16 protein-coding genes are annotated in these 11,464 nt (G+C 71.2%); 13 read left to right on the top strand and 3 right to left on the bottom strand.

The window, feature by feature from the left end; all coding sequences use genetic code 11:
* Positions 1 to 2: 2 nt before the first annotated feature.
* The 11 genes from ligD to ACZ7OO_RS37420 all read left to right on the top strand — a co-directional run bounded on the left by ligD (position 3) and on the right by ACZ7OO_RS37420 (position 6,280).
* Entirely contained in the window at positions 3 to 938 is a 936-nt protein-coding gene (gene ligD, locus ACZ7OO_RS37470; RefSeq protein WP_471511941.1) for a non-homologous end-joining DNA ligase, read from the top strand.
* Between the two features lie 144 nt (positions 939 to 1,082).
* Positions 1,083 to 1,439, top strand: a complete 357-nt coding sequence (locus ACZ7OO_RS37465; protein ID WP_471511940.1) for a gas vesicle protein GvpO — start codon at positions 1,083 to 1,085, stop codon at positions 1,437 to 1,439.
* 46 nt (positions 1,440 to 1,485) lie between these two features.
* Entirely contained in the window at positions 1,486 to 1,914 is a 429-nt protein-coding gene (locus ACZ7OO_RS37460; RefSeq protein WP_471511939.1) for a gas vesicle structural protein GvpA, read from the top strand.
* On the top strand, positions 1,911 to 2,675 hold the full coding sequence (locus ACZ7OO_RS37455) for a GvpL/GvpF family gas vesicle protein (RefSeq protein ID WP_471511938.1): 765 nt from the start codon (positions 1,911 to 1,913) through the stop codon (positions 2,673 to 2,675). The genes ACZ7OO_RS37460 and ACZ7OO_RS37455 overlap by 4 nt, the downstream gene beginning before the upstream one ends.
* Before the next feature lie 17 nt (positions 2,676 to 2,692).
* The gene (locus tag ACZ7OO_RS37450) at positions 2,693 to 2,956 is read left to right on the top strand and encodes a gas vesicle protein GvpG (protein WP_471511937.1); all 264 of its coding nucleotides are present in this window, start codon (positions 2,693 to 2,695) and stop codon (positions 2,954 to 2,956) included.
* Entirely contained in the window at positions 2,953 to 3,561 is a 609-nt protein-coding gene (locus tag ACZ7OO_RS37445) for a DNA primase (protein ID WP_471511936.1), read from the top strand. The genes ACZ7OO_RS37450 and ACZ7OO_RS37445 overlap by 4 nt, the downstream gene beginning before the upstream one ends.
* A complete protein-coding gene (locus ACZ7OO_RS37440; RefSeq protein ID WP_471511935.1) occupies positions 3,558 to 4,616 on the top strand; it encodes an SRPBCC family protein in 1,059 nt (352 codons plus the stop codon). Before ACZ7OO_RS37445 ends, ACZ7OO_RS37440 begins: the two co-directional genes overlap by 4 nt.
* Complete coding sequence (locus ACZ7OO_RS37435) at positions 4,613 to 4,957, top strand: gas vesicle protein (protein ID WP_471511934.1); 345 nt, start codon at positions 4,613 to 4,615, stop codon at positions 4,955 to 4,957. The genes ACZ7OO_RS37440 and ACZ7OO_RS37435 overlap by 4 nt, the downstream gene beginning before the upstream one ends.
* Entirely contained in the window at positions 4,954 to 5,739 is a 786-nt protein-coding gene (locus tag ACZ7OO_RS37430) for a GvpL/GvpF family gas vesicle protein (protein ID WP_471511933.1), read from the top strand. The genes ACZ7OO_RS37435 and ACZ7OO_RS37430 overlap by 4 nt, the downstream gene beginning before the upstream one ends.
* Positions 5,736 to 5,924, top strand: a complete 189-nt coding sequence (locus tag ACZ7OO_RS37425) for a gas vesicle protein (RefSeq protein WP_352224213.1) — start codon at positions 5,736 to 5,738, stop codon at positions 5,922 to 5,924. The genes ACZ7OO_RS37430 and ACZ7OO_RS37425 overlap by 4 nt, the downstream gene beginning before the upstream one ends.
* 65 nt (positions 5,925 to 5,989) lie before the next feature.
* On the top strand, positions 5,990 to 6,280 hold the full coding sequence (locus ACZ7OO_RS37420) for a gas vesicle protein K (protein ID WP_471512005.1): 291 nt from the start codon (positions 5,990 to 5,992) through the stop codon (positions 6,278 to 6,280).
* Between the two features lie 21 nt (positions 6,281 to 6,301).
* On the opposite strand, the gene ACZ7OO_RS37415 is transcribed toward ACZ7OO_RS37420, so the two are convergent.
* From ACZ7OO_RS37415 to ACZ7OO_RS37405, 3 genes are all read right to left on the bottom strand, one after another.
* Complete coding sequence (locus tag ACZ7OO_RS37415; protein WP_352224212.1) at positions 6,302 to 6,472, bottom strand: hydrophobic protein; 171 nt, start codon at positions 6,470 to 6,472, stop codon at positions 6,302 to 6,304.
* Positions 6,473 to 6,513: 41 nt separating this feature from the next.
* On the bottom strand, positions 6,514 to 7,335 hold the full coding sequence (locus tag ACZ7OO_RS37410; protein ID WP_471511932.1) for a class I SAM-dependent methyltransferase: 822 nt from the start codon (positions 7,333 to 7,335) through the stop codon (positions 6,514 to 6,516).
* A 125-nt stretch (positions 7,336 to 7,460) separates the two neighbouring features.
* Positions 7,461 to 8,945, bottom strand: a complete 1,485-nt coding sequence (locus ACZ7OO_RS37405; protein WP_471511931.1) for a phosphatase PAP2 family protein — start codon at positions 8,943 to 8,945, stop codon at positions 7,461 to 7,463.
* Positions 8,946 to 9,016: 71 nt separating this feature from the next.
* Here ACZ7OO_RS37405 and ACZ7OO_RS37400 point away from each other — a divergent pair, with 71 nt between their 5' ends.
* The gene (locus ACZ7OO_RS37400) at positions 9,017 to 9,676 is read left to right on the top strand and encodes a histidine phosphatase family protein (protein WP_471511930.1); all 660 of its coding nucleotides are present in this window, start codon (positions 9,017 to 9,019) and stop codon (positions 9,674 to 9,676) included.
* Positions 9,677 to 9,753: 77 nt separating this feature from the next.
* Positions 9,754 to 11,373, top strand: a complete 1,620-nt coding sequence (locus ACZ7OO_RS37395) for an ABC-F family ATP-binding cassette domain-containing protein (protein WP_471511929.1) — start codon at positions 9,754 to 9,756, stop codon at positions 11,371 to 11,373.
* Positions 11,374 to 11,464 lie beyond the last annotated feature (91 nt).

Below are 11,464 nucleotides of genomic sequence, written 5' to 3'. Positions count from 1 at the left end.
TGATGAGCGGTGACGAGGTGCGGCCGGTGCGGGCTGGTCGCCGGACGGTGGAGGTGCACCGGCCCGGCAAGGTGCTCTTCCCCGGAGGCGACGGCGCGAAGGAGTACACCAAGGCCGACCTCGTCGACTACTACAGGTCCGTCGCGCCCTACCTGCTGCCACAGCTCCGCGGGCGCCCGCTGATGCTCGAACGGCACCCCGACGGTGTGGACGGCCCGCGGTTCATGCAGAAGAACACCCCGGACCACTACCCGGAGTGGATCGAGCGGGCCGAGGTCGCCAAGGAGGGCGGCACGGTGACCCATGTGGTCTGCGGCGACACCGCCACTCTCCTCTACCTCGCGGACCAGGCCTGCATCACCCTGCACCGCTGGCTCTCCCGCACCCCCCGCCTCAACTACCCCGACCAGCTGGTTCTCGACCTGGACCCTCCCGGCACCGACTTCGCCCCGGTGCGGGAGGCCGCCGGCTGGGCCCGTGACCTGTTCGACCGGCTGGAGCTGCCTTCGGCGCCGATGACCACCGGCTCCCGGGGACTCCATCTCGTCGTTCCGCTGAACGGCCGGCACGACTTCGACGAGGTACGCGCATTCGCCCACGACCTGGCCGAGCTGCTCGCCGCCGAACACCCCGACCGGCTCACCACCGCCGTCCGCAAGGAGGACCGCGGTGACCGGCTCTTCCTGGACGTCGGGCGCAACGCCTACGCCCAGACCGCGGTCGCCCCCTACACCGTGCGGGCCATCCCCGGCGCCCCCGTCGCCGTACCCGTCACCTGGGACCAGCTCGACGACCCGGGCCTGGACGCCCGCCGCTGGACCATCGCCGACGCCGTCGACCAGGCCCGCACCGACCCCTGGGGCGGTCTGCCGTCCCGTGGCCGCGCCCTGGGCCCGGCCCGCCGCCGCCTCGACGCGCTGCGCGCCGGCACCGGCTGAGCCGGGTTCCGGCACACCTCACGGCGGAATCGGCCGAGTCGGCTCCGGCGCACGCAAGGCGTCGCCGTCCGGACGCGTTGCGTCACCGGCCGGCTGTGAAGGTTTGATCCTGGGACCTCCGGCCACTCGGACCAAGAGGTGGCCATGACGAACACAAATGACACGTCAAAGACGCAGGATTCACCAAAAGACCGCAATCACGAAGACGGGTCCGGCCCCGAGGAGAACCGGCCGCGCCCGATGGAGGTGCTGCGCCAGGCCCGTGCCCAGCTCGCCGAACTCACCGGTATGGCCGCCGAGTCCGTGTCGTCCTTCGAACAGACGGAGGACGGCTGGGTGTTGGAGGTCGAGGTCCTCGAACTCCCCAGGGTGCCCGACACGATGAGCCTGATGGCGAGCTACCGGGTCGAGCTCGACCCCGACGGGCAGCTCACCGGCTACCGGCGCATGGGCCGCTACGAACGCGGACGCGCCGACGCACACCGGTCCGGCGGCCGCTAGGCCGCCCGACGGCGGACACATCACACGACAAGGAGGGTGGACAGGCATGACGGTCGTACCGGCACAGCAGACCGGCGGAGGCGGCAGCAGCGGCCTCTATGACGTACTCGAACTCGTTCTCGACCGAGGGCTGGTCATCGACGCGTTCATTCGGGTCTCTCTGGTCGGAATCGAGATTCTGAAGATCGACGTCCGGGTCGTGGTCGCCAGCGTGGACACGTATCTGCGCTTCGCCGAGGCCTGTAACCGGCTCGACCTGGAGTCCGGCCCGAACAAGAGCCCCGGCCTGCCGGACGTGGTCGGCCAGGTCACCGAGTCCGGTGCCCGTGGCAAGTCGAAGGGCGCCCTCTCCGGCGCCGCCGAGACCATCTCCGATGCCTTCCAGCAGGCTCGCGACGAGCGCTCCGGCGAGAGCGAGTCCCGCCCGCGCCCCCGTAAGTCGACCATAGCGCGCCGCAAGGAGGAGCAGGAGTGAGCACCTATGTCTACGGCATCACGGCCGCCGGACACCCCTCTCTGCCCGAGGGCATGGGCGGTGTCGGCGACCCCGCCCGGCCGGTGCGCGTGCTGACGCAGGGCCCGCTCGCCGCCCTGGTGAGCGAGGCCCCGGAGGGGCTGCGCCCCAAGCGCAAGGACCTGCTCGCTCACCAGCAGGTGCTGGCCGAGGCGGGCGGCGGCGGGTGTGTGCTGCCCATGCGGTTCGGCAGTGTCGCCCCGGACGACGACACCGTCACCAGCGTCCTCGCCGAACGCGCCGACCACTACGAGGAGCGGTTGCGCACCCTCGACGGCAAGGTCGAGTACAACATCAAGGCCAGCCACGTCGAAGAGGCGGTCCTGCACCGGGTGATGTCCGAGAACCCGGAGCTGCGCGCCCTCGCCGAGGCCAACCGGCAGGAGGGCGGCGGCAGCTACGACAGCCGGCTGCAACTGGGCGAGATGGTGGTGGCCGCTGTCCAGGCCCGGGAGGCCGAGGACGCCGTGGAGCTGCGGCAGGCACTGGAAGCGGAGGCGGCGGCCGTGAGCGTGGGCCCCGAGTCCACCGGCTGGCTCGCCAACGTGTCCTTCCTCGTCGACCGGGACTCCGCGGAGAACTTCCTGGCCGCCGTCGAACGGCTGCGCAAGAGCCATCCGCATCTGGAAGTACGCATCAACGGGCCGCTGCCGCCGTACAGCTTCGTCGAACCGGGTGCCTCCGAGCCCGCCGGCACCACGGCAGGCGGCGCCGAGGCCTAGAGCAGGAGCACGTACCCATGGGACTGATCAAGGAGCTGCTGCTACTGCCCTTCGCACCCGTGCGCGGCAGCGCCTGGGTCGTCGAGCAGGTAGTGCACGAGGCGGAACGGATCTACTACGACCCCGCCGCGATCCGGGCCGAACTGGCCCGGCTGGAGGAACGGCTGGAAGCCGGTGAGATCGACGAGGAGGAGTTCGACCGGGCCGAGGACGAACTCCTCGACCGGCTGGAGATCGCCCTGCGCAAAGGCGCCGGGCCCGGCAATGGGATGCATACATGAACCGAACAGGACTGGGCCTCGCGATCGGGGCTGGATACCTCCTGGGCCGGACCAAGAAGCTGAAGCTGGCCTTTGCCGTCGGCACGCTGGTTGCCGGCAAGAAGCTGAATCTGAGCCCGGGGGCGCTCATGAGCGTCGTCAACCAGCAGCTGCGTGACAATCCGCAGTTCAAGGAGATAGGCGACCAGCTGCGCGAGGATCTGCGCGGTGTCGGCCGGGCCGCTTCCGGCGCCATGGTCGAACGGCAGCTCGACTCCCTCGCCGACCGGTTGCACGGCCGTACCGCCGAGGTGCGCGACCAGCTGGCCGGCGTCGTGCCGGACACCGGCACCCTCGGTCTCGATGACGACCGGGACGACGAGGAGGACGCCGAGGAGGAGGACGAGGACCGTCGCGGGCGGGCCGAGGACGACGACGAGCGCGGCGGTGGCGAGGAGAAGCGCGACAGGGGGCCCGCCCGCAAGGCCCCGGCGAAGCAGGCGGCCAAGAAGGTTCCGGCCAAGAAGGCGGCCGCCAAGAAGGCTCCGGCCAAGAAGGCCGCGCAGGGCCGGCCCGCCGCCAAGAAGACGGCGGGCCGGGCCCCGAAGGGAGGCGGTGACCGATGAACAACAGCCCGCTCACGGACGCGGCCCGCTCCGAGGCCGCCGACCGCCTGAAGGCGGAGGTGCAGGAGTACCTCGCCGCCCAGGCCCAGCGCCTGCTCGTAGGCGCAGGACGCAAGCTCGGCGAGACCACCGGCAAGCTCAACGACATCGCCGAGGGCAACAGCCCGGGCTTCGCCCAGCTGGCCCTGGACGCCGGCCGCAAGGTCGCCGAGGGCAAGGGGCCGGTGCGCTCCGCAGTGGAGATCGGCCTGTCCCACGCGAAGGACACCGTCATGGACAAGGTGCGCAACATCGGGGGTGGCAAGGGCAAGGGGAAGAGCAGCGGACAGAAGCCGACCGTCATCATCGAGTCGGTCGACGTCGGCGTGCCGGTGCGCACCGCCTACGACCAGTGGACCCGCTACCAGGACTTCAGCACCTTCGCCAAGGGTGTGAAGAGTGCCAGCCGTACCGACGACACCACGTCGGACTGGCAGGGCAAGATCTGGTGGTCCAGCCGCAGCTGGAAGGGCCACACCATCGAGCAGGTCCCCGACTACCGCATCCAGTGGTCGTCGGAGGGCGCCAAGGGCACCCACAAGGGCGTCGTCACGTTCCACTCGCTCGACGAGAACCTCACCCGCATTCTCCTGGTGATGGAGTACTACCCCAGCGGCTTCTTCGAGAAGACCGCGAACATCTGGCGCGCCCCGGGCCGCCGGACCCGTCTCGACCTCAAGCACTTCGCCCGGCACATCTCCATCAAGGGCGAGGTGGACGACGGCTGGCGCGGCGAGATCCGCGACGGCGAGGTCGTCCGCAGCCATGAGGACGCCCTGGCCGAGGAAGAGAACGAAGAGAACGAAGAGAACGAGGAGAACGAGGGCGAGGAGCAGTACGAGGACGAGGAGCCGTACGACGAGGCGGAGGCCGCCGGGCAGGGGGAGGATGAGGAGTACGAAGAGGAAGGCGAAGAGGCCGAGGAGGAGCCCGAGGACGGGTACGAGGACTCTGAGGTCACCGAGCGCGAGGCCGAGGACGAGGACGAGTACGCCGAGTCCGGGAGCCGTCGATGACGATGCCCGGTCGGCTGCCCGAGCCGTACGGACGTGACGGTGGAGGCGCCAACCTCGCCGACATCCTGGAGCGCGTCCTGGACAAGGGCATCGTCATTGCCGGTGACATCAGGATCAACCTGCTCGACATAGAACTGCTCACCATCAAGCTTCGCCTGGTCGTCGCCTCCGTCGACCGGGCGAAGGAGATGGGCATCGACTGGTGGGAGCACGACCCCGAGCTGTCCACCCGTGCCCGGCGCGACCAGCTCACGCGGGAGAACCACGAGTTGCGGGAACGGCTCGCGGCGCTGGAGGCGCTGGAGGCCGGACGCGGGCGACGGCAGGAGGAGGAGCGATGACCGCACAGGCCGGACTCCGGTACGTGTACGCCGTCTGCCGCCCCTTCGAGGCGGCCCTCCAGTCCCAGCTCACCGGCGTGGCCGGCGCCCCGCCCGGGCTGCTCAGGCACCACGGGCTGGTCGCCGTCGTCAGCACGGTCCCGGAGGGGGACTTCGCCGAGGGGCCCCTGCGGGACCATCTGGAGGATCTGGACTGGCTGGCCGCGACCGCCCGCGCCCATCAGGGTGTGATCGACGCGCTCACCACGGTCACCACCCCGCTGCCGCTGCGGCTCGCCACGGTCTTCCGGGACGACAGCGGCGTACGGACCATGATGGAGGCCCGCGAGGCCGATTTCCTGCGCACCCTCGACCGGCTCGAGGGACGGGTCGAGTGGGGCGTCAAGCTGTACGCCGACCCGCCCGAGCAGGAGCCGGCGCCCGTCGGCAAACCCGTCAGCGGGCGGGACTATCTGCGGCAGCGGCGAACGCGCAGCCGCGAGCACGAGGAGAAATGGCGGGCCGCCGAGGAATTCGCCGCCGCCCTCCACAGGCAGCTTTCCCAGCACGCCGAGGATTCCCGGTTGCACCCACCGCAGAACGCGGTGCTTTCCGGAGCGCCGGGACAGAATCTACTCAACGCGGCTTATCTGGTGGCGCGCGCGGAATCCGAGGAATTCGTGGAACTGGTCGACCGTACCAAGGACGAGGCACCCGGAATGCGGGTGGAACTCACCGGGCCCTGGGCGGCCTACTCGTTCACGGAACCGACGCAGGAACCGGGGGAGGGGGCCGGGCGGTGACCATCGTCGAACGTCGTGAGGTCGCCCTGGTCGACCTGCTCGACCGGCTGCTGGCCGGCGGGGTCGTCATCACCGGCGACATCACCTTGCGCATCGCGGATGTCGACCTCGTCCGGATCGACCTCAACGCGCTGATCAGCTCGGTCAACGCCCAAGTGCCCGCGCCCTGGGGGGAGCCGACGTGAATGAGCACCGCGACCTGGAGCCGGGCGAGGACCTGGAGCGCGAGGACCTGGAGCGGGGCGAGATCCTGGAGCCGGGCGAGCGCCGCAACCGGCTGGACCTCGACCCGGACACCGTCGAGCGCGACCTGGTCAAGCTGGTGCTGACCGTCGTGGAGCTGCTGCGTCAGCTGATGGAGCGGCAGGCGCTGCGCCGCTTCGACACCGGGGACCTCACCGAGCAGCAGGAGGAGCGGATCGGGCTCACCCTGATGCTCCTGGAGGACCGCATGGCCGAACTCCGGGACCGCTACGGACTGCGGCCCGAGGACCTCAATCTGGACCTCGGGCCGCTGGGACCGCTGTTGCCGCGCGAGTGAGCCGGCCACCAGGAGGTGGCCTCACCACCTGTACCAGCGGCCCCTGCCGCCGGCGCCGGTCGTGCCGCGGACCAGGAATCCGAGTAGCCACAGCACAAGTACGGCGAGCGCGACCCACCAGAGCAGTTTCACCGCGAATCCGGCACCGAAAAGTATCAGCACCAGAAGCAGTACCAGCAGAATGGGAACCATAGTCTGACCTCCTGTGATCCGAGTTTCCCGAATGACACGGATCAGACTTGCTTCCGGCAGAGAATCTCTCCGTGCAGCACGGCGAACCAGCCGTCGTCCTGGGCCGCCCATTCCCGCCAGGCCGCCGCTATCGCGTGCAGTTGCCCGGTGCTCGCGTGACCGCCCTCCGTGGCCCGCCCGGCGTAGGACGAGGCGACCGTGCGGTCCGCCCACAGCTCGCCCCACCACTCCCGTTCCTCGGTCGTGCTGTACGTCCAGGTGCCGGAGGTGGCGGTGATGTCGGTCAGCCCCGCGGCCAGCGCCCAGGACTTCAGCCGCCGCCCGGCGTCCGGCTCACCCCCGTTGGCCCGCGCCACCCGCCGGTACAGCTCCAGCCACTCGTCCAGCCCCGGCACCGCCGGGTACCAGGTCATCGCCGCGTAGTCCGAGTCTCGTACGGCGACGAAACCGCCGGGCCTGGTGACCCGGCGCATCTCGCGCAGCGCCCGCACCGGGTCGCCCACGTGCTGGAGCACCTGGTGGGCGTGGACCACGCAGAAGGTGTCGTCCGGGTAGTCCAGCGCGTGCACGTCGGCGACCGTGAAGTCCACGTTCGTCAGCCCGCGCCCGGCGGCGGTCGACCTGGCCTGCTCAAGGATGCCCGGCGCGTGGTCGGCGCCGGTGACATGGCCCTCGGGCACCAGTTCCGCCAGGTCGGCGGTGATCGTGCCGGGGCCGCAGCCGATGTCCAGGATCCTCATGTGGGGCTTCAGCGCACCGAGCAGATACGCCGCGGAGTTGGCGGCGGTACGCCAGGTGTGGGAACGCAGCACCGACTCGTGGTGCCCGTGCGTGTAGACGGCGGTCTCCTGCGGTTTCGACATGGCTCAGCCCCTTCGCTTCACACCGGGCGGACGGGGCCGGTCGACCCCGTCCCGCGCTGTCCGCAACGCTACGCCCGCACGCCGAATGATGAGATCCGAGTTTTACGATATGGACTGACGAACTGTCAGTGGGACCGGTAGACGGTCAGCGCCTCGGGCAGCTTCTCCACTGTCACCTCCCCCGTCACATCGGTGACTTCGCCGTCGTACGCGAGCGGGGTGCCGGTCTTGAGGCCGGTGAGACGCAGCCGGCTCACCCGCACCTCCGCGTGCGCGGGGGAACGGACCAGCGGGGCCGCGACGGCGGCGGAGAGCAGGCGCAGCGCGGGATGCCGACCGCCGTGCACCACCCGTACGTCCAGCTGCCCGTCCGCCAGGTCGGTACGGCGGCCCGGTGTCAGGCCCATCCGGTGGTAGACGCAGTTGCCGACGAACAGCAGCCACAACGGGTGGGCCTCGCCGCCGTGTTCGACCTCCAGCGGATGCCGGTCCGTGCGCAGCACGCGCAGCGCCGCGAGCACCTCGGCGGGCCGGCCGCCGATGCGGTGCGCCCAGCGCTCCCGCTCGCGCACCAGCTCGGGATACACGCCGAGGCTCAGCGTGTTGAGGAAGACGCCCTCCTTGCCGTCGCAGGCGAAGCGGCCGACGTCCACCCGGACCGCCTCGCCGTCGCGCACCGCACGGCCCAGGGCGCGGCCGTCCTCGACACTCAGGTCGTAGGCGAAGTGGTTGAGGGTGCCGCCGGGCAGCACCGCGAGCGGCAGGCCGTGCCGCAGGGCGATCTGGGCGGCCGCGTTCACGGTGCCGTCGCCGCCGCACACCCCGAGCACCTGCGCCCGCAGCGCCGCCTTCTCCAACTCGGCCCGCACCTCGGACGGTTCGCACTCCACCAGTTCGGCCTTCGGCAGCTCGTCGTGCAGCGCCCGGACCCGGTCGGCGCTGCCCGAGGCGCGGTTGGCCACCATCACCAGGCCGTCCCCGTCGGGCAGCGCCGGGGCGTCCGCACGGGGCCGGGGCGGCGGGCCGTTCTGGCCCCGGGTCGGCACCAGCCGGCGTAGGGCGAACGCGGCGCCCGCGCCCAGCGCCGCGCCCGCGAGCACATCGCTCGGGAAGTGCACGCCCGTGTAGACCCGGGACATGGCGACGGAGAACGCCACCGGCGCCACCACCGCGCCCCACGCCGGGGACTCCAGGGCGACGCCGGTCGCGAACGCGGCCGCCGACGCGGCGTGTCCGGAGGGGAAGGAGGTGGTGATCGGCTGCCGCTTCAGATGCCGTACCGCCGGCACCGGGTCCAGGACCGGCCGGGGCCGGCGTACCGAGCGCTTGCCAACCGTGTTGATGGTCAGGGAGGCCAGGCTGAGCGAGGCCAGGCCGCGGGCGGCGGCCCGGCGGGCCCGGGGGGTGCGGGACGCGGCCACCGCGGCCGCCACCGCGAACCACAGCACGCCGTGGTTGGCGCTGCGGCTCAGCCGGGGCAGCACCGGCTCGGCGAACGGCCAGTTCCGCTCGGCGGCCACCTCGAACAGCCTCAGGTCGAGAGCGAGCAGCCGGTCGCGCAGCGCGTGCCGGCCCGGCTTCAGGACGGTCAGGTCAACATCTGGGCTCATGCGGGTCCGGTTACCCTGAAGTGGCTGTTTCCTGCCGGTACGCGGTGCGGTCGAGTGAGAGGAACCCACGGATGCGCCTGCTCCTCATACGTCACGGGCAGACCCCGACCAATGTCGACTTCCTGCTCGACACCGGCGTACCGGGCCCCGGTCTGACCGCGCTCGGCGAACAGCAGGCGGCGGCCCTTCCCGAGGCCCTCGCCGACGAGGACATCGAGGTCCTCTACGTCTCCACGCTGACCCGCACCCAGCTCACCGCCGCCCCGCTGGCCGCGGCCCGCGGTCTCCGCCCGGTCGTCCGCGACGGCATCCGCGAGGTCTCCGCCGGCGACCTGGAGATGCTGCCCGGTCACTCCGAGCGGGGCGAGGAGTACATGCGAACCGTCTTCGCCTGGGCGGCCGGGGACACCGCGCTGCGCATGCCCGGCGGGGAGACCGGGGACGAGGCCCTGGCCCGCTACGACGCCGTGATCGCCGAGGCCGCGGCGAGTGGCGCCAGGACAGTCGCCATGATCAGCCACGGCGCCGCGATCCGCCTGTGGACAGCGGCCCGCGCCGACAACGTCGACATCGCCTACGCCGCCGCCCGCCCCCTCGACAACACCGGCGTGGTCATCCTGGAGGGCTACCCGGAGGACGGCTGGAAGGCGGTCTCCTGGGAGGGCGCGGTCGTGGAGCCGGCGGGGGCGAGCGGGCCGACGGGGGAGCCGTTGGAGTCCGCCGCGGAGTGACTACGCGCCCGCATCCGCAGACGCCGGGCTGATAACGGTTTGCCCCCGGTCGGGGGCGCCACGCAGAATCCCAGACCATGGGACATCTGGAAGCCGCGCATCTCGAGTACTACCTCCCCGACGGGAGGCCCCTGCTCGGGGATGTGTCCTTCCGGGTCGGTGAGGGGGCAGCCGTCGCGCTGGTGGGCCCCAACGGCGCAGGCAAGACCACCCTGCTGCGGCTGATCTCCGGTGAGCTGAAGCCGCACGGCGGCACCGTGACCGTGAGCGGCGGCCTCGGCGTGATGCGCCAGTTCGTGGGCTCCGTACGGGACGAGACCACCGTGCGTGACCTGCTGGTGTCCGTGGCGCCGCCCGGGATCCGGGAGGCCGCGCAGGCCGTCGACCGGGCCGAGCACGGCATCATGACCGTCGACGACGAAGCCGCCCAGCTCCGCTACGCGCAGGCGCTCGCCGACTGGGCCGAGGTGCGCGGCTACGAACACGAGACGCTCTGGGACATGTGCACGACGGCCGCGCTCGGCGTGCCGTACGAGAAGGCCCAGTGGCGGCAGGTGCGCACCCTCTCCGGCGGTGAGCAGAAGCGGCTGGTGCTGGAGGCCCTCTTCCGGGGCACCGACGAGGTGCTGCTGCTCGACGAGCCGGACAACTACCTCGACGTCCCCGGCAAGCGCTGGCTGGAGGCGCAGCTCAAGGAGACCCGCAAGACGGTCCTGTTCGTCTCCCACGACCGGGAACTCCTAGCCCGCGCCGCCGAGAAGATCGTCTCCGTCGAGCCCTCGCCCACCGGCGCCGACGCCTGGGTGCACGGCGGTGGCTTCGCCACCTACCACGAGGCCCGGCGTGAACGCTTCGCCCGCTTCGAGGAACTGCGCCGCCGCTGGGACGAGAAGCACGCCCAGCTGAAGAAGCTGGTGCTGAACCTCCGCCAGGCGGCCGCCGTCTCCCACGAGATGGCGTCCCGGTACGCGGCCGCGCAGACCCGGCTGCGCAAGTTCGAGGAGGCCGGCCCGCCCCCGGAGCCGCCGCGCGACCAGGACATCCGGATGCGGCTGCGCGGCGGCCGTACCGGTGTGCGGGCCGTCACCTGCGCGGGACTCGAACTCACCGGCCTGATGAAACCCTTCGACCTGGAGGTCTTCTACGGCGAACGGGTCGCCGTCCTCGGCTCCAACGGCTCCGGCAAGTCGCACTTCCTGCGGCTGCTGGCCGGCCAGGAGGTGGCGCACACGGGACAGTGGAAGCTGGGCGCACGGGTGGTGCCCGGCCACTTCGCGCAGACTCACGCCCACCCCGAGCTCCAGGGCCGTACCCTCCTCGACATCCTGTGGACGGAACACTCCCAGGACCGGGGCGCCGCGATGTCCCGGCTGCGCCGCTACGAGCTGACGGACCAGGCCGAACAGACCTTCGATCGGCTCTCCGGTGGCCAGCAGGCCCGGTTCCAGATCCTCTTGCTGGAGCTACAGGGTGTAACGGCGCTGCTGCTGGACGAGCCGACCGACAACCTCGACCTGGAGTCCGCCGAAGCCCTCCAGGAGGGTCTGGAGGCCTTCGACGGCACGGTGCTCGCCGTCACCCACGACCGCTGGTTCGCCCGCTCCTTCGACCGCTACCTGGTCTTCGGCACCGACGGCCGGGTCCGCGAGACCCCGGAGCCGGTGTGGGACGAGCGCCGGGTGGAGCGAGCCCGCTAGTACTACAGGGCTAGATCTGGATCACGGAGTGATGGGAGGCTCTGGCTGTGGCCACGACACAGCCCCGTGATTCAGATCGTTCGTCGGACGC

The sequence above is a fragment of the Streptomyces sp. NPDC111744 genome (assembly GCF_055634995.1).
Note: the sequence above shows the minus strand (reverse complement) of the source record. Positions and strands in the feature narration are given on the sequence as shown.